17 protein-coding genes and 1 pseudogene are annotated in these 24,702 nt (G+C 72.4%); 8 read left to right on the top strand and 10 right to left on the bottom strand.

Annotated features, from left to right (window positions below; all coding sequences use genetic code 11):
• Positions 1-387 precede the first annotated feature (387 nt).
• From ACWD4B_RS11635 to ACWD4B_RS11625, 3 genes and pseudogenes are all read left to right on the top strand, one after another.
• Complete coding sequence (locus ACWD4B_RS11635; protein ID WP_390777193.1) at positions 388-1,233, top strand: glycerophosphodiester phosphodiesterase; 846 nt, start codon at positions 388-390, stop codon at positions 1,231-1,233.
• Between the two features lie 99 nt (positions 1,234-1,332).
• Positions 1,333-1,941, top strand: a pseudogene (locus ACWD4B_RS11630) (ATP-binding protein).
• Between the two features lie 132 nt (positions 1,942-2,073).
• The gene (locus ACWD4B_RS11625) at positions 2,074-3,045 is read left to right on the top strand and encodes a DUF5926 family protein (RefSeq protein ID WP_336410381.1); all 972 of its coding nucleotides are present in this window, start codon (positions 2,074-2,076) and stop codon (positions 3,043-3,045) included.
• 417 nt (positions 3,046-3,462) lie between these two features.
• On the opposite strand, the gene ACWD4B_RS11620 is transcribed toward ACWD4B_RS11625, so the two are convergent.
• Together ACWD4B_RS11620 and ACWD4B_RS11615 are read right to left on the bottom strand one after the other, a co-directional pair.
• The gene (locus tag ACWD4B_RS11620) at positions 3,463-4,083 is read right to left on the bottom strand and encodes a hypothetical protein (protein WP_451420569.1); all 621 of its coding nucleotides are present in this window, start codon (positions 4,081-4,083) and stop codon (positions 3,463-3,465) included.
• Between the two features lie 381 nt (positions 4,084-4,464).
• Entirely contained in the window at positions 4,465-5,232 is a 768-nt protein-coding gene (locus ACWD4B_RS11615; RefSeq protein WP_451420568.1) for a bifunctional DNA primase/polymerase, read from the bottom strand.
• Positions 5,233-5,984: 752 nt separating this feature from the next.
• Between ACWD4B_RS11615 and ACWD4B_RS11610 the strand changes: the two genes are divergently transcribed.
• From ACWD4B_RS11610 to ACWD4B_RS11600, 3 genes are all read left to right on the top strand, one after another.
• Positions 5,985-7,445, top strand: coding sequence for a PP2C family protein-serine/threonine phosphatase (locus tag ACWD4B_RS11610; protein ID WP_451420567.1), 1,461 nt, complete (start codon positions 5,985-5,987; stop codon positions 7,443-7,445).
• A 103-nt stretch (positions 7,446-7,548) separates the two neighbouring features.
• Complete coding sequence (locus ACWD4B_RS11605) at positions 7,549-9,006, top strand: aminopeptidase P family protein (RefSeq protein ID WP_451420566.1); 1,458 nt, start codon at positions 7,549-7,551, stop codon at positions 9,004-9,006.
• A 477-nt stretch (positions 9,007-9,483) separates the two neighbouring features.
• The gene (locus ACWD4B_RS11600; RefSeq protein ID WP_451420565.1) at positions 9,484-10,686 is read left to right on the top strand and encodes a Cmx/CmrA family chloramphenicol efflux MFS transporter; all 1,203 of its coding nucleotides are present in this window, start codon (positions 9,484-9,486) and stop codon (positions 10,684-10,686) included.
• A 79-nt stretch (positions 10,687-10,765) separates the two neighbouring features.
• On the opposite strand, the gene ACWD4B_RS11595 is transcribed toward ACWD4B_RS11600, so the two are convergent.
• Genes ACWD4B_RS11595 through ACWD4B_RS11560 form a run of 8 tightly spaced genes read right to left on the bottom strand, consistent with a single transcriptional unit; the run spans position 10,766 to position 21,810 of the window.
• Entirely contained in the window at positions 10,766-11,926 is a 1,161-nt protein-coding gene (locus tag ACWD4B_RS11595; RefSeq protein WP_451420564.1) for a 3-deoxy-7-phosphoheptulonate synthase, read from the bottom strand.
• Positions 11,927-11,936: 10 nt separating this feature from the next.
• Positions 11,937-12,242: a chorismate mutase family protein gene (locus ACWD4B_RS11590; RefSeq protein WP_451420563.1), complete on the bottom strand. Its 306-nt coding sequence runs from the start codon at positions 12,240-12,242 to the stop codon at positions 11,937-11,939.
• Positions 12,217-13,167 (bottom strand): prephenate dehydrogenase dimerization domain-containing protein, encoded by a 951-nt coding sequence (locus ACWD4B_RS11585; protein ID WP_451420562.1) that lies wholly within the window; start codon positions 13,165-13,167, stop codon positions 12,217-12,219. Before ACWD4B_RS11585 ends, ACWD4B_RS11590 begins: the two co-directional genes overlap by 26 nt.
• The gene (gene pabB, locus ACWD4B_RS11580; protein ID WP_451420561.1) at positions 13,164-15,194 is read right to left on the bottom strand and encodes an aminodeoxychorismate synthase component I; all 2,031 of its coding nucleotides are present in this window, start codon (positions 15,192-15,194) and stop codon (positions 13,164-13,166) included. Before pabB ends, ACWD4B_RS11585 begins: the two co-directional genes overlap by 4 nt.
• Before the next feature lie 55 nt (positions 15,195-15,249).
• A complete protein-coding gene (locus tag ACWD4B_RS11575) occupies positions 15,250-16,830 on the bottom strand; it encodes an MBL fold metallo-hydrolase (RefSeq protein WP_451420560.1) in 1,581 nt (526 codons plus the stop codon).
• Between the two features lie 42 nt (positions 16,831-16,872).
• The gene (locus tag ACWD4B_RS11570) at positions 16,873-19,629 is read right to left on the bottom strand and encodes an AMP-binding protein (RefSeq protein WP_451420559.1); all 2,757 of its coding nucleotides are present in this window, start codon (positions 19,627-19,629) and stop codon (positions 16,873-16,875) included.
• Entirely contained in the window at positions 19,608-20,801 is a 1,194-nt protein-coding gene (locus tag ACWD4B_RS11565) for a hypothetical protein (protein WP_451420558.1), read from the bottom strand. The genes ACWD4B_RS11570 and ACWD4B_RS11565 overlap by 22 nt, the downstream gene beginning before the upstream one ends.
• Complete coding sequence (locus ACWD4B_RS11560; protein ID WP_451420557.1) at positions 20,794-21,810, bottom strand: AurF N-oxygenase family protein; 1,017 nt, start codon at positions 21,808-21,810, stop codon at positions 20,794-20,796. Before ACWD4B_RS11560 ends, ACWD4B_RS11565 begins: the two co-directional genes overlap by 8 nt.
• 214 nt (positions 21,811-22,024) lie before the next feature.
• Between ACWD4B_RS11560 and ACWD4B_RS11555 the strand changes: the two genes are divergently transcribed.
• Together ACWD4B_RS11555 and ACWD4B_RS11550 are read left to right on the top strand one after the other, a co-directional pair.
• A complete protein-coding gene (locus ACWD4B_RS11555; protein WP_451420556.1) occupies positions 22,025-23,311 on the top strand; it encodes an MFS transporter in 1,287 nt (428 codons plus the stop codon).
• 90 nt (positions 23,312-23,401) lie between these two features.
• The gene (locus ACWD4B_RS11550; protein WP_451420555.1) at positions 23,402-24,682 is read left to right on the top strand and encodes a hypothetical protein; all 1,281 of its coding nucleotides are present in this window, start codon (positions 23,402-23,404) and stop codon (positions 24,680-24,682) included.
• Positions 24,683-24,702: the final 20 nt, after the last annotated feature.

Here is a 24,702-nt window from a genome sequence, read left to right as displayed (position 1 = left end):
CGCCCGTCGGCGCGGCAGCGCCGACGGCGGGCGGCTCCACCGGTGCCGGCGGAACAAGACCCGCACCCGCGTCCGGGGTCGGAGACCCCGCCCCCGGCTCGGCCGCGGACGGAACGGCGGCGCCCTCGTTCTCGGTGCTCACAGTTGTCTCCTCATCAGGTGCATGGTGCAGTCCGATGCATTTCGGTACACATCGGTCTTTTCGCGACCCAGGCCACGCTCGCAACATGTCTGCCGCAAGCTTTTCCCATTGCACGTCAGACCGCCGTAAACGGAGGCTGTGTCCCCACTGGCCTCGCAGCCCCCGCCGGAGCCGCCCGGATCCGGGCGATTACCGAACAAAGGGCCCGCATGCGCGATTGTGCCAGGCGGTGGCACCATAACGCGGTGACCTATGCGCACCCGGCCCGGGACATCCGTCCCGAGCGCCATCCGCTTGCCGTCGTAGCCCACCGGGGAGCCTCCGAGGACGCCCCGGAACACACGCTGGCCGCGTACCGCAAAGCGCTGGAGGACGGCGCCGACGGGCTGGAGTGCGACGTCCGGCTGACCGCCGACGGGCACCTGGTCTGCGTGCACGACCGCCGGGTGAACCGCACGTCCAACGGCCGCGGTGCCGTCTCCGCCCTTGAGCTGGCCGACCTCGCGGCGCTCGACTTCGGCTCGTGGAAGGGCAAGGCCGCCGACGCCGAGGCGCCGGACATCGACCCGGCCGCACCCGATCACGAGCGCACCTCCGTCCTCACCCTGGAGCGCCTCCTCGAACTCGTCGCCGACTCGGGGCGGCGGGTCGAGCTGGCCGTCGAGACCAAGCACCCGACCCGCTGGGCGGGCCAGGTGGAGGAGAAGCTGCTCGGCCTGCTCGACCGCTTCGGCCTGGCCGCACCGCCCGCGGGCGAGGCCTCCCGGGTGCGCGTGATGAGCTTCTCCGCCCGCTCCCTGCAACGGGTGCACGCGGCCGCTCCCGCCATCCCGACCGTCTATCTCATGCAGTTCATCTCCCCGCGCTACCGCGACGGGCGGCTGCCCGCGGGCGTGCACATCGCCGGGCCGAGCATCCGGATCGTCCGCAACCACCCGGAGTTCGTGGCCCGGCTGCAGCGCGCCGGCAACCAGGTGCACGTCTGGACCGTCAACGAGGCGGAAGACGTCGAACTGTGCGCCCGCCTCGGCGTGGACGCGGTCATCACCAACCGGCCCAAGGCAGTGCTTACCCAGCTGGGCCGCCGCTAGACGCGGGGCGCAGCCGGGCGCCGGGGCGCACTCGGACACCACCGTACGGCCATTACAGGGAGTGCACCGGCGCGTTCGCTCCGCAGTCGACCCGCGCGAGTGCCCCTGCCCGTGCGCGATGGCCGGTTTCCGGTACAGGCCATTGGGGCATTCATCCCCTGACGTGGGGCAAAGGAGGTCTCGGGGGTGGCGTTGGTGGTGGCACAGGAGGTGCCCACGTCGTCGATCATGGCCGTACCCCATGGTCCTGCCGGTGTGGGAGAGGCGAGACACCGGATGCGCAAGGATCTGCGCAGCAGCGGGGTACCGGATCCGGTCATCGACGACGCCGTACTGATCCTTTCGGAGCTGCTCAGCAACGCGTACCGGCACGGGCGCCCGCTGCCCCGGGAGAACGGCGCGGCAGGCGGCAGCGGTCCGGAGGGCGGCGGCATCCGCGCCGCCTGGCGGGTGGACGAGCGCGGCAGGCTCACGGTCGAGGTCACCGACGGCGGCGGGCCCACCAGGCCCATTCCGGCCACTCCTTCGGTCACCGCCCGCGGCGGCCGCGGACTGAACATCATCAGTGCCCTCTCCCAGGACTGGGGCGTGCGCGACGCCTCCGGCGAGGTGACGGTCTGGGCCGCGCTCTCCGCGCGCGCCGGTTTCGCTACGCGCGTTGAGCCCGTCCCCGAGCTCGCCTTCCCGGAGCTCGACGGACTGATGTGACGACGCGCGTAGACCGGCACAGCGCATCCCGGAGGCGGTGCGGCGCCGAGCGCTAGGCTCGCGCCCGTCAAGGCAGTCCGCCGCCCGGCCCCGCCGCCGGGCGCACCGCACCGATCGGGAGACCCGCACACCATGGCCAAGAAGCGCCGCCCCCAGACCAAGGCCGCCGCACCCCGGGCGGGCAGCGACGCCCCGATCCCCGTGGTGGGCGCCCGCGAGGCCTGCCCGTGCGGCTCGGGCCGGCGGTACAAGGCCTGCCACGGCCGCGAGGCCGCGCACGCCGTGGCCGAGCTGGTGCAGCGCCCGTTCGAGGGGCTGCCCGGCGAGGCCGACTGGGTCGCCCTGCGCGAGCTGGTCCCCGCCGCCACGGTCGAGCTCACCCTCAAGGACGGCCTGCCCGAGGGCGTGCCCTCGGTGACGCTCGCCACCGTGCTGCCGATGGCCTGGCCCGCGCTGCGCCGCGACAACGGCGCCGTGCTGCTCGGCCTGCAGAACGACACGGCCTCCGGCGACCTCAGCCGCGACCTCGCCGACACCCTGCAGCGCGCCCTGACCGCCGAGCCCGGCACCCCGGTGGCCGCCGGCCGCGGCGCCGCCGACGGGCCGCGGCTGCAGGACCTGCTGGACCCGAAGGGCGCATTCGAGCCGACGGTGCACACGGGCTTCGAGTTCTGGATCGAGAACGCCGAGAACGCCACCGGCGAGGTCGCCGCCTCCCTGGAGCGGGCCAACGCCGCCGCGATCCCCACCGTCCGGCTGTCCGGCCCGGACGCCGCGTACTGGTGCGAGACCCCGGAGAAGAACCACCTGCGCTGGGTGATGACGCACCCGGAGGAGCAGCTCCTGGACGCCCTCGCCCGGCTGCACGCCGCGGGCGCGACCTCGCTCGGCGAGGGCACCCGCCTGGTCGGTTCGTTCCGTGCGCACGGGCTGACCGTGCCGGTGTGGGACCTGCCGAGCGGGATGCGGGCGGAGGACGTGGAGAAGCCGGCCCGGGAGTTCGCGGAGCGGCTCGCCGGTGCGCTGGCGGACACCGCGCCGCTGTCGGCCGAGGAGCGCCGGGCCCGCAGCGGCCTCACCAGCCGTCAGGTCACCCTGAACTGACCCGTGCGGGGGATCGGCCGGCCGCGATCCGGTGACGGCCGGGGCGGGGGCGCGGAAGGCCTCGTTCCGGGGCCTGCCGGGCGTCCGGCGGCGTGACTCCTGTCACAACTCCCGCTGTCGGCCCGGAAATCCGCGTCCGGAAATCCGCGATCGAATTTGCGAACCGCCGATCTCTTGTTACCGTTTGAAGAGCCCGGTCGCTGGTGCATCCCCCGTCGCCAGCGACCGGGCGCTTCCATGTCCGGACGCGTCCGGAGGGCGCGCGGCACTCTCCGCGCCCCCCGCGCTCCCACAGCCGGCCCACAGCGGGCCGCAGCCCTTCCCCCGCAGCTCCCGCAGCACGTCCACCCGGACGTCCGTGCGCCCCTGCCCCGGCCCGGCGCCTCCGCGCCCGGCCCGAGCGCTCTGGCGGACCGGCTACGGGAGGACATCCGGACTGTCGGCCTCCGCCGCAGGGGAGTTGCTCCCGGACCGGAGCAGCAGGTTCCCCTTGGCCGAGGCGATCTCCGCAACCGCTGCATACGAGCCATGTCCGCGCACGGTCGCCTCGTGCGGCGTCTCGCAGGCGCCCGGGTCGTCGGAGGCGGGCATGTCGCACGGCGCCTGGACCGTGCTGCCGTCGGGCGCCATGAGGGTCAGCACGCCCGAGAGCGGGCCGCCCGTGGCGTTCCGGTAGTACGTGCGCCCCCACGTCTCGTGGCTCTGCTCCAGGACGCAGGTCTGGGCCTCCAGGCCTGCGGGGGAGGAGAGTTCGGGCCCGCACTGGGCGATGTTGGCGTCCTGCACGCCCGGCAGCGGGAGGGCCCGGCCGGCGGGCCGGGGGTCGGACGCCGCGGCGGGCGCTCCGCCCGGCGCGTCGCCGAGGACGCCGGGGACGCCGCCCCGGGCCCGGACCGGGCTCTTGCCCGGCCCCGTCCGCTCCCGGCCGGCCGGACCCGCGGGGCCGGCGCTCGCCGCGGCCAGCGGCAGCACGACGACGAGCGCCACCGCACCGGCCAGGGCGAGCATCCGGAGATTCGCCCCACGCGGCCTGGACATTTCGGCCATACCGGCCGCACTGGACGCTCGCTCCATGAGGGATCACCTGCAATTCGCCGCGGAAGCCTGATCGCAGGACGGCTCGGCGGCACGCCCCTGCGGATGAACCGGACCGACGGCGCCTGCTGCGCTGTGCGCGGCACCCGACACAGGCCCGGTCACCCGAACATAGCGGGCGGGAACGGGTCTTGATGCCCCCACACGGCCGTTTCCCGGGACATCTCGGGGTTGGTTACACCCGAACGAGTGAGAGCGCGGGCGTCTCCCGTCCGTACGCGCTCTCACCTGCCCTCGGAATCCCTCGGAACCGGCCGGTCCGGGCCCGGGCCGTGTCAACGCCCTTGCCCCTCCGCACGATCGGCGCGGCGCCCCGGCGACGCCTCAGTGCGTGAGCCGGCTGCCGCCGCCGGACGTCCCGCTGTCGGCGCTCTTCTCCACCAGGACGTCCACGACGGTGGCCACGTCCGGCAGCCAGGGCCGCGCGGAGGAGTCGATCCGGCCGGCCCGCAGCAGCCGCACCGAACCGGCCCCCGGCACACGCCCGTTCCCGGCACCGGACCCCGCCACGCTGCCGCCCGGCCGCGGCACCCGCTCCCAGCGCACCCGGCCGGCCCCCGTGGGGGACGGCGGCAGCACCATGTAGCCGCCCTCGTTGTGGAAGCGCAGCGAGCCGGGCACCCAGTCCTGGCGGTGCAGCAGTTCGCCGAGCACCTCCAGCGAGTACGGGGCCACCAGCAGGGACCAGCGGGTGGGCGTCGCCACCACCGGCCCCACCCGCACACCCGCGCGGTCGAGGGCCGCCAGCGCCCGGGCGCCCGCCACCGCGGGCAGGCTCACCGCGCACGGCGCCCGCCCGCCCGTGGCGAGCACGACGGGGGCCTCGGGCCGGTTGGTCCACCACCAGCGGACCATCCGGGTGTCGGTGGTCGCGGCCAGCAGACCGGGGTCGAAGGGGTGGGCGCCGGGGACCGCGCAGTCGGGGTCCGGGCAGCCGCACTCCCGCACCCGCCCGCCGCCCGGCCGCAGACCCACTCCGGGGAGTACGGGCCACTGCCACTCCGTGGCGTACGTCAGGGCCGCGGTGAGCACCGCGGACCGGCCGGCACGCCGGAGGGAGAGCTTGCGTCGCCTTCCGAGGATCTCGCGCATGAGCGCTCGTTCCTTTCCGTGAACGCCGAAGGACCGGCCCCGCCCGGCGGCGGGAACCGTCTCGCACTACATGGCACTTCCATGGCCGTCGCATGGACTGCACGGGACTGCCTGGAACACATGGCACTACGGGCACTGCATGGCGCGGTACTCAACGCGCCGTGGCCCCTGCGAGGCCGCTCACCACATGGATCAACTGGTCTCTGCGCGTACAACGCAGCGCATCATGCCGCGGGCCGAGCGTGAAACGTGGCGGGGGGTGGCGCGCGTATGGCGCTTCGTGCTGCTCCGGTGCGCCCCTCGCCCGCGGCATGGGTTGCCCCACGCCGCTCGGGGACGGGCGTGGCCGTTGACGGTAGAGACGCTCGGGCCCGCCGCCGGGTTCCGGGGCGGCCCCAACTGCCCCTGCCCTTCTCCGAGTACGTACCCACCAGGGTGGGCGTGACGCGCTGTTCGAGCGACGCCAGTCGATCGCAATTCCAAGGCCACGACAGTATTTTCCGGCCAAACTTCAAAGCGCACGGAACCTCCCAGACACCACCAATCCCACTGGTCCAATGCTGGACATCCCCTTGCCCGGGCGTGTACATGTGGAGCACTGATAGCGCGCAACACGACAGGGGGTTTGCGGTGCTATTCACCAGAACGCGCAGACCAACAGCCTGGTCACAACAGTCCGCCGCAGCACGGCGGACGGCGCGTCCGGCCGGCCGGGAGCGCTCCTCCGCACGGCCCGCCCCGGGCAGCCGGCCATGACCGCGCCCCACCTGCCGAAAGTGGCCGGAATCAATCCACCGGCCCCTGCTTCCCCGCACACTTCCGCCCCCGACGAGCCCTCCGCCCCCGCGTCCCCGGACCGCCCGGAGCCCTCCCCCGCACCCCCCGCGCCGAATGCCGCCGTCCAGGACCGCCTCGCCGGCTGGATCTCCGACCTCACCACGCTCCAGGAACTGATCGAGCGGCTGCTGCGCACCACCACCCTCGACGCCGCCCTGCACGAACTGCTGCGCGCCGGAGCCCTGCTGCTCGGCGCCGGCCGCGGCCTGGTCACCCTGCAGCCGCCCGAGGGCACCGGCCGGCCCGTCACCGTCGGCCTGGGGCTGGGCCGCGCGGACCTCGGGCACATCGAGACCATTCCGCACGACGGCGGGTACGTACGGCTCCTCGGCGACCTGCCGCCCGTGGGGACGGGGAATCGTTCCGGCACGGCCCACCCCGACATCGCCGGCGAGGACGGCCTCGACCCCCGCCACCGCGAGGTCGCGGCCCGTCTGGGCTACGCCGCCAGTTATGCGGTGCCGCTGGAGCCCGCGGCCGGGGGCCGGGCGCCCGGGCCCCGGCTCGGCGCCGCCGTCTGGCTCTACGACGAACCCGCCGAGCCCGCCGAGCGCCGGCGCCACCTGGCCGGCCTCTACTGCGGCTGCGCCGCCGAGCACCTGGCCCGGCTCGTCGAGCTGACCCACGCCCGCGAGACCGTCGCCACCCTGCACGAGGAACTGCTGCCCGGCCGTCTCCCCCGGGTCCCCGGCATCCGCCTCGCCGTCCGCCACCGCACCGGCCCCGGGGGCGGCGGCGACTGGTACGACGCGCTGCCGCTGCCCGAGGGGGCGCTGGGCCTCGCCGTCGGCGGGATCTCCGGCTCCGGGCCGGGCGCCGTCGCCGCGATGGGCCGGCTGCGCGCCTCCCTGCGGGCGTACGCCGTGATGGAGGGCGAGGATCCGGTCGCGGTCCTCTCCGACCTCGAGCTCCTGCTGCGGCTGACCGAGCCCTCCTGGGCCGCCACCGCGCTCTTCGCCTACTGCGAGCCCGCCGCGCGCAAGGTCGTCGTGGCCGGGGCCGGGCACTGCTCGCCGCTGATCATCGGAAACGACCGGGCCGAGTACGTGGAGACCTCGCTCTCGGCACCGCTGGGCATGCTCGCCTGCTGGGAGGCACCCAGCGTGGAAATCGAACCGGCACCCGGAGAAACGCTCCTCTTCTACAGCGACGGCCTGCTGCACCGCACCGGCGACGCCATGGACCGCGCCTTCGCCCGCCTGCAGCGGGCGGCCGCGAGCGTCCCCCGGGCCGCGCGCCACGACCCGGAGGCCATCGCGGACCACGTCCTGCGGACCGTCCTGCCGGAGGGCGGCACGGCAGGTACCGGGGACAAGGACTCCGGGGGCGCCGGGTACGCCGAAGACGTGGTGCTGCTCGTCGCCCACTTCGAGTGATCATCGTCCGGAAATTCGACGTCACCCGATGGAGCACAGCCCTCCTCGTCCGCTTTCCGCCACACATACGATGGAACGCGGCCCCGTTCGAGGAGGAAATGCAGTGACCGAGCAGCCCGCGCCCGAGAACCCCGAAGGTGACGAGCCGATCAAGCAGCGGAAGAACGGCCTCTACCCGGCCGTCTCCGACGAGCTTGCCGCCAACATGAAGTCCGGCTGGGCCGACACCGAACTGCGCGACCTGGAGCCCATAGCCCAGGCTGCGGAGACCGCGAAGCGCCGCGCCGAGCTGTCCGCGCGGTTCCCCGGCGAGCGCCTGGTGATCCCGGCGGGCAACCTGAGGACCCGCTCGAACGACACCGAGTACAGCTTCCGCGCCTCGACCGAGTACGTGTACCTCACCGGCGACCAGACCGAGGACGGCGTCCTGGTCCTGGAGCCGACGGCCGGCGAGGGCCACGAGGCGACGGTCTACCTGCTGCCCCGCTCCGACCGCGAGAACGGCGAGTTCTGGCTGGACGGCCAGGGCGAGCTCTGGGTCGGCCGCCGGCACAGCCTCACCGAGGCCGAGCAGCTGCTCGGCATCCCCGCCCGCGACGTGCGCGAGCTCGCCGACGCGCTGCGCGAGGCCACCGGCCCCGTCCGCGTCGTCCGCGGCCACGACGCCGGCATCGAGGCGGCCCTGACCGACAAGGTCACCGCCGAGCGCGACGAGGCGCTGCGCGTCTTCGTCAGCGAGCAGCGCCTGGTCAAGGACGCCTTCGAGATAGCCGAGCTGCAGAAGGCCGTCGACTCCACGGTGCGCGGCTTCGAGGACGTCGTGAAGGTCCTCGACAAGGCCGAGGCCACCAGCGAGCGGTACATCGAAGGAACGTTCTTCCTGCGTGCCCGCGTCGAGGGCAACGACATAGGCTACGGCTCCATCTGCGCCGCCGGCCCGCACGCCACCACCCTGCACTGGGTGCGCAACGACGGCCCGGTCCGCTCCGGCGACCTGCTGCTCCTGGACGCCGGCGTGGAGACCCGCACCCTCTACACCGCGGACGTCACCCGCACCCTGCCGATCAACGGCACCTACAGCGAGCTGCAGCGCGCGGTCTACGACGCCGTATACGAGGCCCAGGAGGCCGGTATCGCGGCCGTCCGCCCCGGCGCCAAGTACCGCGACTTCCACGACGCCGCCCAGCGCGTCCTCGCCGCGAAGCTCATCGAGTGGGGCCTGTTGGAGGGCCCGGTCGAGCGCGCCCTGGAGCTCGGCCTGCAGCGCCGCTGGACCCTCCACGGCACCGGCCACATGCTCGGCCTGGACGTCCACGACTGCGCGGTCGCCCGCACCGAGACCTACGTCGACGGCGTCCTGGAGCCCGGCATGGTCCTCACCGTCGAGCCCGGCCTGTACTTCCAGGCCGACGACCTGACCGTGCCGGCGGAGTACCGCGGCATCGGCGTCCGCATCGAGGACGACATCCTCGTCACCGAGGACGGCAACCGGAACCTCTCCGCCGCGCTGCCGCGCACCTCCGCGGACGTCGAGGCGTGGATGGCGGGCCTCAAGGGCTGACGCCCTTCCTCACCTCTGCCTCACCTCCCGGGAGCCGCGGTCCGCACGAGCGGGCCGCGGCTCCCGTGCGTCCGGCGCGCGTGACCCGTGAACGGGCCGGTAAACCGGTGGACTTGCCGTGCCCGATGTGTTTACGCTGCACCTATGTCCAGCCCCGAGGCGTCCAGACGCTAGCCACCGGTCGTCCGGTGGCTGTTCGTGCCGTATCGCAGTGAGACTCTGCCGCCCCCGGGGCCGCAGAGGGGCTGCGCTGTCTGCTTACGCCACCGGATCACCGTAGTGCGGGCTGTGTTGAACCCGTTCCGTGCGTCATCGACATGACATCGATGGGCGCAGACGGGTCCTCCCTTTCTTCGTGCGGTACGCCCCTGCGCGCCCGGCCGGACGGTCCTTGTCTCTTCCCGCTCCCGCCCTCCGGGTGCCGCTGCGCCGTGCCGCCGCTCACCTTCCCACCCGTGTTGTGGTTACGGAGCTTTGATGCCACTCGCTGTATACGTGCTCGGACTGGCGGTCTTCGCCCAGGGGATGTCCGAGTTCATGCTGTCCGGTCTCGTGGAGGACATCGCAGAGAACCTGGGTGTCTCCATCGGTACGGCCGGCACACTGACCTCGGCATTCGCCGTGGGAATGATCATCGGTGCCCCGCTGATGGCCATGCTGAGCATGCGCTGGCCGAAGCGCCGCGCCCTGCTGTCCTTCCTGATCGTCTTCCTCGTCGTGCACGTCGCCGGTGCACTGACCACCGACTTCGGGATCCTGCTGGTCACCCGGGTCGTGGGCGCCCTGGCCAACGCCGGCTTCCTGGCCGTCGCCGTGGCGACCGCGGCCGCCATGGCCGGGCCGAACGCCAAGGGCCGGGCCACCTCGACCCTGCTCGGCGGAGTGACCCTCGCCTGCGTCGTGGGCGTTCCGGGCGGCGCCCTGCTCGGCCAGTTCTGGGGGTGGCGCTCGGCGTTCTGGGCCGTGGTCGTCCTGTCGGTGCCGGCCGTCTTCGCCGTGCTGCGCTCGGTGCCGGACGACGCCCCCGACGCCGCGGTTCCCAGCGCGCGCCGGGAGCTGCGGGCGCTGCGCCGCCCGCGGCTGCTGGTGACCCTGCTGCTGGGCGCTCTCGTCAACGGCGCGACGTTCTGCAGCTTCACCTACCTCGCACCGCTGTTCACCAACGTCACCGGTTTCGCGGACACATGGGTGCCGGCCATGCTCGCCCTCTTCGGACTGGGGTCGTTCGCCGGTGTCACCGCCGGCGGCCGGCTGGCCGACACGCGGGCCCGGCAGGTCCTGCTGGCCGGGGGTGCGGCCCTGCTCGTCGGCTGGGTCGTCTTCGCGCTGACGGCCGGAAACCCGGTGGCCGCCTTCGTCCTCGTCTTCGTCCAGGGCACCCTGTCGTTCGGCGTCGGATCCACGCTGATCACCCAGGCGCTCTACGCGGGCAGTGAAGCCCCCACCCTGGCCGGCGGGTTCGCCACGGCCGCCCTCAACGTGGGCGCCGCGGTCGGGCCGTCCATCGGCGCCCTCGCCCTCGACGGCGGCCTCGGCTACCGCTCGCCGCTGTGGGTCAGCGCCGCGCTGGTGGCGCTCGCCGCCGTCGCGGGGGGTGTGGCGCAGGCGGTGCACCGGCTGCGGAAGCAGCCGGACCGGGCCGGCGAACTCCTCGTGACGCAGAGCGCGGACGCCGCGTGACGCACGAACGCCGGGCGGGGCTTGTCGCCCCGCCCGGCGTTCCGCGGTCCTGCTCGCCGACGGTGTCGGAGAGCCGGTGTCAGAGAAGGGCCAGGAACCGCGAGACCACCTCGGCGGACTGCTCGGCGTTCAGCCGCGGGTCGCAGCTGGAACGGTAGTCCGTGAACGGCTCCGGATCCGGCCGCCCGGACACGCACTCGGTCACCGGGTCCGGGGTCAGCTCAAGGTGCAGGCCCGCGGGCCACTGGCCGTGGGCCCGGAGCACCCGCACGAACGAGGTGACCTCCTCCAGGACCGCCGTCACCGACCTCGTCTTGAAGCCGGCGGAGGTGTGGCCGTTGCCGTGCATGGGGTCGCACATCCAGACCACCGGCACGCCCCGCCCGGCCACTTCCGCCACGACGGGCGGCAGCACCCGGTCCGCCTCGCGGGCCCCGGCGCGCACGATGAACGTCAGCCGCCCGGGAATCCGCTCGGGGTTCAGCACCTCGGCCAGGCGGGCGGCCTCTCCGGGGGACACCGAGGGACCGATCTTCACACCGACGGGGTTGTTCACCCCGCGGGCGAAGGCGAGATGGGCCCCGTCGAGGGCGCGGGTGCGCTCGCCGATCCAGCCGAAGTGGGCCGAGCCGGCGTAGCTGCCCCGCACGCCCTCACGCGTCAGCGGGTGTTCGTACGGCATCAGCAGGAGCTCGTGCGAGGCGTAGACGCGCTCCAGCAGTGGCCTGCCCGACCACGAGCGGCGGAGCTCGCCGAGGACGAGGGACGCGCAGTTGTAGGCGGTGATCAGCCGGCGCGGATCGGGCAGCCGGCGCCAGAGGTCGGGGGCCGCGTCGTTCACCGCGTCCCCGCGGTAGCTCGGTACGCGTTCGCCGGTCGCGGTCAGTTCGTAGGGCGAGGACCGCGGTTTGCCGTACTGGCCCGCGAGCCGGCCGATGGTCACGGTCGGCAGCCGGGCGCTGGCCCGCATGATCGCGGCCAGGCCCTGCAGGTGGTCCACCTTCTGGCGGACGAGCTCGGGCACGGCGTCGTCGAACATCTCCGCGCAGTCCCCGCCCTGCAGCACCAGGGCCGCGCCCTCGGCGGCCAGGGCCATGCCGCGGGCCAGGTCGGCGACCTCGTCCTCCGTGGTCAGGGCCGGCAGGTCGGCCAGTTCGCCCTCGACCCGGGCGAGCGTCTCCCGGTCCGGCCAGTCCGGCTGTTGCAGCGCCGTCGGCTGCGTCAGGGTTGTCTCGGTCATCTCTCCCCCGTCACACGTGTTTGGCGTTCTCGATCACGATGTCCTCGACCCTGCACGTCTCGGCGATGATCACGTCGTAGAGCCGGTGCAGGAAGGAGGTGTCGATGCCGTGCGCCTCGCCGTAGCGGGCGGCCCGGTCCTTGACCAGCCCGATCCGGCCCGGCTGCATCATCGGGACGTCGTGCTCGGCCTTGTGCCGTGCGATCCGGACGCAGCACTCGATGCGCTGTCGCAATGCGTCGAGGAACACCGCGTCGATGCCGTCGAGTTCGGCCCGCAGGTCCTGCAGTTCACTCTCCGGTTGACGTTCCGTCATGCCGCTTTGCACCGCTTTCTGTTGTGGTTTTCGTCGCGTGGAGCGCCGTGAAGGCCTGCTCGCAGTACTCCCGGTGGAGCTGCGCCTCCGGGCCCAGGAGGTCCCGGATCCGGCCGAAGGCGGCCGAGAGATCCGCAGGACTCCCGCCGTCCACGAGATCGGCCAGCTGCCGCAGCCCCCGCGCCAGGGCGTCACGGGCCTGTGCGGCATGGGGGTTGGCCCGCTGGATGTCCCAGTAGACCTCCGGGCTGCCGCCGGTCATCCGGGCGAGCAGCGCGAGGAGCAGGGTGTGCGGCGGCGGTGCCGCTGCCGTCAACCGGTCGATGCCGACCGGCAGTTCCGCGAGTGCGAGGCCGAACCCCAGGACCGTCGCGTGCGTCAGGGCCTGCGTCGCGGCCGTGATCCGGTCGTGCTCGTCCGGGGAGAGCCGCAGCGGCCTTCCGCCCCACTCCTCGATCAGCCCCAGGAACGCGGTCACGCCGGGACCGTCCTGCACGGTGACGGCGGCGACCGGCCGCCCGGCCATGCCCAGCGACGGCGCGAACATCGGGTTGATCCCCAGCTTCCCGATCCAGGCCGGACAGCAGGCCAGTTCGGAGAGCATCCGGCTCTTCACCGAGAGTGTGTCCACGAGCACCGCACCGGGGCGCATCAGGGCGGCCAGCGGCCGGGCGGCCGCCAGCGCGACGGGTTCCGGGACCGCCAGCAGCACCAGGTCCGCCGCAGCGACGTGCCCGCGGACCTCGCTCCCCGGCACGGTGATGTCCGCGGTCAGCCAGGACACTCCGCGGGAGCCGGTGCCCGCCGGGGGCGGAGCGGTCTCCACGACGCAGACCTCGGCGCCCGTGGAGCGGAGCAGCTCCGTGAACATCGCCCCGACGGCACCGCCGCCGCCCGCCACGACACAGCGTTGCAGCGTGCTCATGCGAACGCGTCCGCCCCGTCGAGCGCCATCACCAGGGCACGCGCCTTGACCTGGGTCTCCGTGAACTCCTCCGCGGGGTCGGACAGCGCCACGATGGCGCCGCCGACGCCGAATTCGGCCGTGCCCGGCCTCAGCACCAGGGTGCGGATCACGATGTTGAGGTCGGCCGCGCCGCTCAGCGAGAACCAGCCGAGCGCCCCGGAGTACACGCCGCGCGGGCCGTCCTCCAGCCGGTCGATGATCTCCATCGTGCGTTTCTTCGGCGCGCCCGTCATCGAGCCCCCGGGAAATGCGGCACGTACGCAGCCGACCGCCGTCGTCCCCGCGCGCAGCGTCCCGCGGACGGTCGAGACGAGCTGGTGCACGGGGGCGTAGGTCTCGACGTCGAACAGCTTGGGCACGTGGACGGAGCCGACCTCGCAGACCGTGTTGAGGTCGTTGCGCAGCAGGTCCACGATCATCAGGTTCTCGGCGCGGTCCTTCTCCCTGGTGGACAGGTCCTCGCGGAGGGCCGCGTCCTCCTCGGCGGTGCGGCCGCGCGGGCGGGTCCCCTTGATCGGCTTGGACTCCACGCCGCCGTCCGCGCCGACCGTCAGGAAGCGCTCCGGGGAGGCGCTGAGCACGGCCATGCCCGGGAACTCCAGCAGGGCGCCGTAGGGGACGGGGCTGATCCGCCGCAGGCGGGCGTAGGTCGGGAGCGGTGCGGCGTCGGGGGCGGGGAGGGTGACCGTGTTGGTCAGGCATATCTCGTAGGACTCGCCGTTGCGGATCTCCGCGAGGCATTCGTCGATGCGCTTGAGGTAGGCGTCCTTGTCGTGCCGGGCCCGGGCGGAGACGCCGAAGCCGTCGCCCCGGGGGGTGCCCGTGAGCCCGGCGGACGTCCCGGCGGGAGCCGTCCGTTCCGTGAGCCGGACCAGCCGGTCCGCCGTGTGCTCCAGCCAGGCCCGCGGCGCCGCGTCGTCCCCGCGCACGCCGAGCGCGAGCAGGTAGCAGCAGCGTTCCTGGTGGTCCACGGCGACCATGCGGTCGGCGAACAGCAGGGCGGCGTCCGGGGTGTCCGACCGGTAGGCGGCCTCACCGGTCGTCTCGGCCTTGAGCTCGTAGCCGAGGTAGCCCACGTACCCCAGGTTGAACTCGAAGGGCAGTCCCTCCGGCACCGGGATGCGCCGGCTGCGGAGCTGTTCCTCCAGGTAGTCGAAGAACGGCCGGTCGACCGTCTCCGCCGGACCGCCGGCCTTCTCCACCGTCACGGTCCGGTCGGTGACGGAATAGGTCAGGTACTCGGCCAGCGGGCCCATGCCGTCGCCGAGGAAGGAGAACCGCGAGAGCCCGTCCAGGACGGCGCTGCTGTCCAGCCAGAACGCGGTCCGCGAGCCCGCGAAGAGCGTCTCGTACGCCAGCTCGGTGTCCGGCAGCACCTCCACCCGGCGCACGTGGACCTCGTGGGCGGCGGTGGCCGACAGGGCGAGGTCGCGGAAGTTCGCGAGCAGTTCCCTGCCGTACTCGCTGCCGATCGACTCGGGGTGGAACTGCACGCCCCACAAAGGCCTTTCACGGTGCCGGAGCCCCATGACCACGCCGTCGTCGGTCCAGGCGGTCGCCTCCAGCTCGTCGGGGAGCGCGCTGACGGCCAGCGAGTGGTACCGCACGACCGTCAGCGGCGAGGGCAGGCCCCGGAACACGTCGATGCCCGTGTGCCGCACCTCGGAGATCCGGCCGTGCATCGGGCTCGGGGCGTGCTCCACGGTCCCGCCGAACAGCTGGGCCATGCCCTGGTGGCCGAGGCACACGCCGAGCACCGGCAGTCCGCTCTCCAGAATGGCGCGCCGGCTGATGCCGAAGTCCCGTTCGCGGTCCGGGCGTCCGGGTCCCGGGGAGACGATGATCGCGTCGAAGTCCGCGAGGGAGATCTGCGACCAGTCCGCGTCGTGCCGCACGACCACCGGCGGCCGGCCGTAGACCTCCCCGATGTACTGGAACAGGTTGTAGGTGAAGGAGTCGTAGTTGTCGATCAGGAGCGTACGCATGGTGTGAGCACCTCTTCGGGGTGGGAACGGTGTCGGGCCGCAGCACTGGTGGCGCTCACAGGCGCAGCGTCTCCCGGAGATAGAGGCGCTTGGCGGTATGCCCCTTGCTCCGCGCGTACTCGACCAGCCGGTCGCTGTCGACGATCGCGGGGTGGCTCTCGTCGTAGTCGATGGCCATCAGACTGCCCAGCCACGGCTCCAGGCCCATGGCGTAGACGTAGACCTCGCCGGGGTCGAGCGCGTCGACGATCTCCCTGCCCTGCGCGAAGTCGGAGCCGTTCAGCCGCCGGCTCTGGTCGGAGCGGCGGTCCAGGGGAGTGGCGAACAGCGGCCCGTAGATCCAGCTGGCGGCGGCGCCGATGCTCTCCATCCCGATGAAGACCGTGTCGACCCTGCCCGTGTGTTCGGCGACCTTCGCGTACATCGTCGGGGAGATGTTGGTGGAGTCGGCGGCGAACAGCACCGTGCGGCCGCCGAACCGCAGCAGCCAGCCGGCCTTGGTGCGGATGCGCAGGTCGCCGTGCTCGCCGAGGAACGGCAGCGCCGTGACCCCGGCCGGACCGCACTGCAGGGTGTCCATGTCGTCCAGCTCGACGACATCGGCGAAGCCCAGGGTCCTGAGGATCCGGGCGAGGCCGGGATCGACCAGGGAGGCGTTCGACGACTTGGGGACCAGGACCGTGCCCACCCGGTGGCGGATCCGGAGCAGGGTCTCGAACAGCATGTGGTCCTGGTGGTTGTGGGTGATCAGGACGTAGTCGAGCCGCTCGGGAAGGTCGGCGTAGGTGAACCGGCCGGGTGTCGCGCCCTCGTAGCCGGTGTGGCTCAGGACCGGGTCGACGAGGAAGGTGGTCCCCCGGTGACGCGCGAACACCGAGGCGTGGCCGACGTACTCCATCACGTCGCCGTCCGGTGCCGGCGCAGGCTGCGGGGTCGGCTCGAAGTACGAGCGGAACCGCTCGGCCCGCTGCCCCGTCAGCCCCAGATCCGCGGCGATGCCGTCCAGTTCGCCCTCGGTCAGTTCGCCGCGGAACAGGGCGTCGAGGAGGGGCGAGGCGAGGGGGACGTCGACGACCAGCTGGTCCGGCTCGTACTCCAGCACCGGGGTGGTCAGGGCGAACTCGCGGGCGTCCTGGGTGATCCTGCCGAAGCGCACTTGCTGCAGGGAGGTGTCGTAGTAGTGCGACGCGTACATCAGCGGCTCGATGAACCGGTAGTCCGGGGTGCGGTTGTCCCGGCCGTAGAACACCTCCACCCGTCCGGACAGGGCGGCGGGGAGGCGTTCGTACACCGTGTCCAGCGAACCCCCGGTGTACTCGGGCAGGATGACCTCCTCCAGCTGCTCGATCGCGTCGAACAGCTCCAGGAGCGGGCCGTAGCGGCCGCGGGTCTCCTCGAACCAGGCCTTGATCGTGCCGTGGTGCCGGTGGGCGTGCACCCACGGCCCGCCGTGCATCTTCGGCTGCCGGACGGCCGCGGCGTGCACGTCCGGGTCCTCGAGGTAGGACTCGACGATGGGGAGGAAGCGGTTGTGCACGAACCGCGCGAGGGTGTGCGGCGGAAGCAGGTAGGACCAGGCGTACCAGCCGCCGATCGCCGGCTCGACGACGACGTCCTGGCGCAACGAGTACTGCATGGGAGCGGGCTCCGTTCTCTGGCGGATGCCGGTACGGGGCCGTCAGACCCCGGCCGGTGCGGTCTTCGGCAGCAGGCCGACGAGGTCGGCGAGGATGTCGCGCTCCACCTCGTGCGACGGCGTCCGCCAGCCCTGCCCGCCCAGCGCGCCCTGCAGGGCGGCGACCACCCGCGGGTCGGTGTCCGGGCTCGTGCGGACCAGCTCCAGCCAGTCGGCCACCTCCAGCACGTCGGACGTGCCGAGGCCGAGGAGGCCGAGGAGTTCGGGGAGCTCGTAGGTGCGGTGGACGACGACCGTCCGGCCGTGGCCCCCGCCCTCGACGCCGGACAGGACGGTCCGGGCGAGCTCCTGCACGCCGCAGACCGGTATGTACCCGCCGAGTCGCGGCATGGTCCCCAACTTCTGGGAGATCTGGAGCAGTTCGGTGAACCAGTCGTTCGCGAGGAACGCCCGCTCGTTGTCCCGGTGTCCGTAGATGAGACCGATCCGGTAGTGGTCGACCTCGCACCCGAGGTCCCGCAGCGTGTCCACGTACGTCTCGCAGACGAACTTCGACTGCGAGTACGGGTCGGCGATGGCGCTCAGGGCCTCGGCGCCGAACGGCACGAAGGTCTCGCCCGACGAGCCCGCGGACAGGAACGCGAAGGACCGGGCGCCGTATGCCGCCGCCGCGCGCACGAGCAGCACGGTGTTGCGCACGCTGGACGCCATGTGCCGTTCCAGCGGGAGCAGATGGTTGACCTCGTAGCCGCAGTGCACCACCGCGTCGACGACGGGCCCGTCCTGCACCCCGCCCTCGACGGCCTTCTCCAGCTCGGCATAGGTGAGGGTGCGCACCGGGCCGTAGTCCGCGGTGCCGCGGCCGAACCTCGCCCGGTGCGCCTCCAGGACGCGTCCGCCCTCGCCCGTGGTCACCACGAGGACCGGCCGCGGCCCCGCGAGGAGCCGGTCGAGGACGTAACCGCCCACGAATCCCGAGACACCGGTCACCAGCACGGCGCCCTCCTGCGCACCGGGAGTCCGCAAGCGGCCGTGCAGGACGGGGAGTTCGCTCCGCAGCCGGTCCAGCTCCTCGCCGACCCGCTGCGCGACGGACTCGGCCGCCGAAGCGGCCCGCACGGGCTGTTCGCCGCGGAGGTGACGGAGGAATCCTGCGACGGTGAAGTCGTAGTCCATGGCGTCGAAGGCGGCCTCCACCTGCTCCTCCCCGTACAGCTCGGTCAGCCGCACCTGGATGCGCATCATCGCCAGGGAGCTGCCGCCCGCGTCGAAGAGCGAGGCCTCCGGCTCGATCCCGTGGCCCAGGACGGCGGTCACCACGTCCATGACGGCCTGCTGCGCGGCCCGGGCGGCCTCGGCGCCACCGGGCGCCGTGTCCCCGCTCTCCTCCGCCAGCCGGCTCCGCAGGGCGTTCCTGTCCAGCTTTCCGCTGGTGCTCAGGGGGAGGGCGGGGACGCACACGATGCGGTCCGGCACCTCCCAGGCCGGCAGGGTCTCCCGGAGCGCGGACATGAGGGAGCCGGCCGTGCCGTCCCCGGCGGTGTCCGCCAGCACGAGCTCGTCCCCGAGCTGCAGCAGCGCCACGCGGCGGTCGAGCCGCGCGGACAGCCGGGCCTCCAGGTGGGCGAGGTCGATCCGGTGCCCCAGCCGCTTGATCTGCTCGTCGATGCGGCCGAGGTAGGTCAGCTCCCCGTCGGCCAGGGCGACGCGGTCGCCCGTGTGGTAGGCCCGGACTCCCTCCACGGTGCGGAACACCGGCCGGTCGTCCTCGCGGCCGCCTTCGTAGCCGAGCGCGACACCGTCGCCGAGGATCACCAACTCGCCCTCGCCGGAGGCGGGATACGTGTCCGTGCCCGGGTCGTGGATGCGGGCCTCGAATCCGTCGATCGGCCTGCCGATGGTCGTGGAGAAGGACGTCAGCTCGGCGATGGAGAAGCATACGGTGGCCTCGGTCGGGCCGTAGGCGTTGAACACCCGGCTGTGGGCGATCGCCCGGGCGAACTCGACCTCGCTCAGGGCCTCTCCGGAGAACTCGATCTTCCGGATCCGCCGTCGCGCCGCGTCCTCCAGCCGCCCGTAGACCGAGGGGGCCAGCATGATCAGGTCGCAGCCGTGCGCGGCGATGTGATGCGACACCGAGCCGAGCCAGGATCCCTTGGTCCGCACGGGGACGACCAGCGTCGCTCCCGCGTACAGGGCGCCCAGCAGCTCGGATACGGAGGCGTCGAACGAGAGCGACGCGAACTGCACGAGCCGCTCGCCCGGCGCGATGTCGAGCCGTCGCCGGAGCGAGCGGCACAGGTTGAGCAGGCCGGAATGGCCGACGTTGACGAGCTTGGGTGCTCCCGTCGAGCCGGACGTGAAGATCGAGTAGGCCACTGCCGATCCGCGGGGCTCGTGGTCCGGGGCGTCGTCGGGCCGGCCGACGTCCCCCGCGTACACCACGGCGACGCCGGTGCCCTCCAGCTTCACCACGGTCTCGCGGTCGAAGCAGACCACCAGGCCGGGGCGGGCCGCCAGGACGGACTCGGCCATGCGCTCGGCCGGGAGCTCCGGGTTCATGGGGGTGTACAGGGCGCTGCTGCGCATGGCGGCCAGGGCCCAGACCACCGCCTCGGCCGAGTGCTCGCCGACGATCAGCACCCGGCGCCCGGCCGCACAGCGCCGGTCGATGTATGCGGCGACCGACCGGGTCAGCCGGTCGAGTGCCGCGTAGGTCCAGGTGCGGCCGGCCGTCTCCATGGCCGTACGGTCCCGGTGGCGCAGGAAGAGGTCCGTCAGCAGGCTCGAGAGTTCCACTGGGCTCCAATCCGCTGCTCGATGTCGTCGAGCAGGGTCGTCACGGTCTCGGGGGTCAGGAACTTGCGCTTGTACTGCAGCCGCAGCAGCGGCGGGCCGGGCCAGCCGCGGTCGATGAGGAACTTCAGGTCCTCGAACGTCCTGGCACTGTGCACCGGAACCCAGCGCCACTCGGCCGGGTCCGGCCGCATGAACGTGGTGTCGGACACGACGATGCGCGGCATCCGTCCTCTCGCGAACGCCGCGGCGAACGAGGGGAGATCGGACATCGTGAAGCGCCCCAGCGATTCGTGGAAGCGCCTCGTTTCGCGGAAGTACTCGGGTGTGTATGCAGGCGCACCGGGGTCCGTGGAACGGCTCCTGACGACCAGGGGGCGGATTTCTCCGAAGTAACCCGGCTCGCCGTTGAAACTCCGCCGGGAGAAGGGGTATTGCAGCACGAGGTCACCGGACACGTGACGCTGCAGAACAGCGGTGACCTCGCTGAGGAATGCGTTGAAGGTGATGCCCTCGCGCAGCGGCAGCCACCGTCCGGTGGATGCGGAGATCGTCGGAATTCCCTTGCGGTCCGGCACGGGCACCGGCCCGAGCGCCCGTTCCACCTCTTCGACGTCCGCCGCCGGCTCCTCGGCATAGCGGAGGAGCGCTGCGCGGTGTCCGCGGTACCGGCTGCCCGTCCGCTCTCCGTGTTCGGGGCAGCCCTCCTCGCCGCGGGGGCCGAGCAGGTAGCCGCGGAGCTGGCGGAACAGGTGGATGGCGTCGGGAAGGTCGGCGACGAGGTGGTTGATTTTGATGAACACCACGTATGCGCCGGATACATGGGGCCAGCACGCGATGTGCACGGCCTCGTCGAGCCGGAGCGGACGGGCGTTGTGGTAGGCGGAGACCAGTTCCGTCAGCGCACCGGTGTCCCCGCCCACGACGGTGTCGTGGAGCACCAGGCTGCTGAGGGCCTCGTGTTCACCGATGTCCAGGACGTCGGCGAGTGCCGCGCACAGTCCGAGCCGCCGGACGTACGCGTGGAATGCCTCCGGGTCCGAGATCCGGGCCGGATCGGCCGGGCCCGCCGACCCCGTGCACGGATTGACGTCGCAGTCGAGGTCGAGATTCTTGAGAAAGCTGAAGACGTCCCGGGGACCGACGGCCTCGGGGCGCAGTCCGATGTCACGCACGTGCGCCCCTGTCCGCGAACCCCCAGTCGAAGTCGACCTGGTCGAGGGCGTCCATCTCGGACAGCAGCCGGTGCAGACCGGAGTGGTCCTGCACGAGGTGGGTGCCCCCCTGGGCGGCGCGGACGTCCGCGGCGGCCCTCTCCCATCCCTTGACGCCCTCGAACTCCACGATCGCCTCCCAGGTCGCGAAGTCGGGGGCGACGAAGGCCTCCATCCCGGCCACCGTCTTGTCGAGGAAGAACCGGCGCTCTGCGGGCCGCAGCACCTCGTACACCCGCTTGGCCATTTCGGCGGAGATCGACGCGTGGCAGTACTCGTCGCGGTTGTGCAGTTTCACCGTCGTCGAGTTGAGGACCTGGATTTCCGTGTCGTCGGCGAGGAGATCCAGATAGGCGTTGATCGATATCTCGGCGACCGTGGCGAACGCGAGTGTCGTCAGGCTGCGTTGCCATTGCTCGGTGCACAGGGCCCGGTGTTCCGAGTGGATCCTGGTGATGTGCGATTCGGGCAGCACCCGGTCCGAGAAGGCCTGTCCGCGCTTCCGCCTCGTCACCGCACTGCCGTTCATGTGCATCAGCGAGTGGTAGTTCTCGTCGACCATCGCCTGCGCAATGGCCGTCTCCAGGTCCGGTCCGGCGAGGACGGGGAACTCGCCTTCCAGCACCAGCTCGAACGCCGGATTCGCCACGCGCTGCTCGATGAGCACCGTATTGCGGTTGTAGGCGACCCAGCCCCAGCTCAGCAGCCGGGAGCGGGTCTCCTCGGAAAGGGTGTCCCAGATGTCGTGGCCCCGGAAGGGGACCATGTCCTCGCGGAAATCCGGGCGGCCGGGATCGAAGAGGGCGTCCACGTCGGGCTCGTCGCGCTTGACCGCGGCACGGCGGTGCCAATTCCCCGCGAGCCTGCTGATGATGGCGCTCTCCACCTGGTCCGCCGGATCGAATTCCGGAAGACCGGGCAGGTGGGCAAGGGTGTCGTCACTGTGCTTCTCGTCCGCATGAGCAGGCATGACCCGCACCTCTCTCCGTGCGTCAACTGGTGCCCTCCACTCCAGCGCATCGGTGATCATGCATGAAGACACCGCACGGGTCAGCTTGGTCAGTGTGGTCAGCAACCAATGGGCGCGTGATGACCGGAGGGGCGCGCCGGGAAGGACTGGAGAGCGGGAGAAGGTCGCTGTCGCACGGCGGACGACCGTGGTAGGCAAAGGAGACGGGTTCCCTGTGAAACAACATGGCTGGACGCGCTGGGGTATCGGCGGGCTCATCGCCGGCGGCATCTTCGTCAACTTCATGGACAGGACGGCGTTGTCGGTGGCCGGATCCTCGATCGCGCGGGAATTCGACCTCGGCCTCGGTCAACTGGGCGTCGTGCTCGCCGCATTCACGTGGTCGTACTGTCTTGTGCAACTGCCCGCGGGCGCCCTGGTCGACCGTTTCGGCGTTTCGCGCCTCACCCGTATCGCCTCCTTACTGTGGGCCGTCGCCAGTCTGCTGACGGCCATGGCGAGCGGGCTCGGTCTCGTCATCGCCGCCCGGCTGCTGCTCGGGGTGGCCGAGGGGCCGTCGATGGTCGGCGCGGCCAAGGCGACGGCCGCGTGGTTCCCGGTCGGTGAACGCAGCATGGCGACAGCCCTGTTCGACGGGGCCACCAAGGTGGCCAACATGGTGGCCTTCCCGGTCCTGGCGTTCGTGATGAGCACGTGGGGGTGGCGCGCGGGGTTCCTCTTCAGTTCCGTGCTCAGCCTGCTGTTCACCGTGCTGTGGTGGTGGGGCTACCGGGACCCCTCGGAGCACGCCCGGCTGGGCGGGGACGAGCGGGACTTCATCCTCCGGGGCGGGGCACGCGACGGCGAGCCGGGGCGCAGGGAACGGCTCCGGCCCGTGCTGCGCTCCCGCGTGAACTGGACCATGGCCGCCGGGTTCGCCTGTTACGGCTACACCATCAACGTGGTCCTGACCTGGATGCCCGAGTTCCTCCAGCGGGAGTTCGGGCTCCGGCTGCTGCACTCGGGCCTGTACGCGATGGTCCCCTGGGGCGTGGCCACGGCGGCCGAACTGGTCTTCGGCGGCTGGCTGGTGGACCGGCTCGTACGCCGCGGCCGGCAGCCGATGCTGGTCCGCCGGTACGTGCTGACCGCAGGGATGGTGCTCGGTGCCTCGATCGGCGCCGCGGGATCCGCCGCGACGCCGGCCGCCGCGGTCTTCTGGATGTCCGTCTCGCTCGGCGGCCTGGCCGTCGCCGCACCGGTCGCCTGGAGCCTGCCCGGACTCCTCGCACCGGCCGGGTCGGTGGGAACGGTCAGCGGGCTGATGAACTTCGCCAACACGGCGGCCACGGCGTGCGGCGTGCTGTTCACGGGATGGCTCGCCGAGACGACCGGGTCGTTCGACGCGCCGTTCCTCTTCGCCGTCCTCGTACTGGCCGTCGGGACGGTCCTCTACTGGTCGCTGCTGCGCCCGGCCACGTCACCCCAATGTGCACTTGCACAACATGCTCAACACCTGTGACTAGTCTCGTAGATTCGTTCCGTCGGGCACCAGGAATGGCCCGGAAGAACATCGGCATGGCATCGGCATGGCAACGGGAGGTCACCGTCGATGAGCGAGGCGTCGTTCCTGGCCTTCTGCCTGACCAGACTGGCCTGGTCGCCCGAGCGCCTGGCCAGCGAGATCAACCGGAGGTGCGGCTCCGGGACCATCAGCAGCAAGGCCCCCTACAACTGGCTGAAGGGGTCACGGCCGCGCCGCCAACTGCCGCAGGTGGTGGCCAAGATCCTGTCCGACCGTCTCGGCGAACCCGTCACCGTCGAGGCGCTGTGGCCCGATCACCAGGTCTCCCCGGACCCGCTCCGGCGCATCCCCGCCCAACGGACCCCGGATGCCTCGGAGCGGACGTCCCCCGGCAACGGACTCGTCACCGCCGCGGTGGACTGGCTGGTGGCCGACCACGCGGAACCGCCGGTGCGGCCGGCGGGCGAGGAACTCCCCGCCATGGCGGTGGAGGCGCTGACCGACCGGGTCCGGCAACTGCGCCGCCTCGACGACGATGCGTTCACCACCAGGCTGGTGATGGACTGGGCCCTCGAGGACCTGCGCTGGGCACGGACCCTGACCACCGAGTACTCCTACGACGCGGCGACCGGGGCGGAGCTGCACCGCGTCATCGCCGAACTCGGCCAGCTCGCCGGCTGGCTGGCCGCCGACCTGGGGATGACGCAGCAGAGCCACTCCTGCTTCCTCACCGCCCTGACGGCGGCCCGCGTCGCCGGCGACCGCCCCCTGGCCGCCTACGTCATCTCCTGCATGAGCTACCGCGCCGTGTGGGACGGCCGCGGGGAGGAGGCGCTGCGCCTCATCCGCATCGCGCGCAAGGGCGCGGGCAGGGAGGGCACCGGGATCGAACAGGCGCTGCTGGCCACCCGCGAGGCCCGCGCCCACGCCGCCCTCGGTGACGCGGAGGCCTGCCAGAGGGTCCTGGACACGGCGGCCGCCCTCTGCGACGGCGACGGGCCCGGTCCCGCCGCGCCCTGGGCGTACTGGCTGACGCCCGCGGTCATGGTGGCCGACGCCGGACGGGCCTGGCTGGAACTGGGCCGCCCCGACCGCGCGGAGCCCCACCTGGTCCGCGGCATCGGCATGCTCGGCAGCAGCCAGCCGCTCAACCGGCTGCTGCACAGTGCATCGCTGGCCGAGGCCCGGCTGGCACGGAACGAGGTCGACGGTGCGGCCGCGGCCGCCGGGGAAGCGCTGTCACTGGCCGAGAGGATCACGTCGCAGCGCGCCCGGATCCGGCTCGCGTCCCTGCGCCGGAGGTTCACACAGCACGACAGCGTGACGGCCCACGCCATCGTGGAGCGCGCCGACGCGCTCCCGGTGTGAGCCCGGGCGCCCCGCACGAC

Source organism: Streptomyces sp. NPDC002536, from assembly GCF_053594995.1.
Note: the sequence above shows the minus strand (reverse complement) of the source record. Positions and strands in the feature narration are given on the sequence as shown.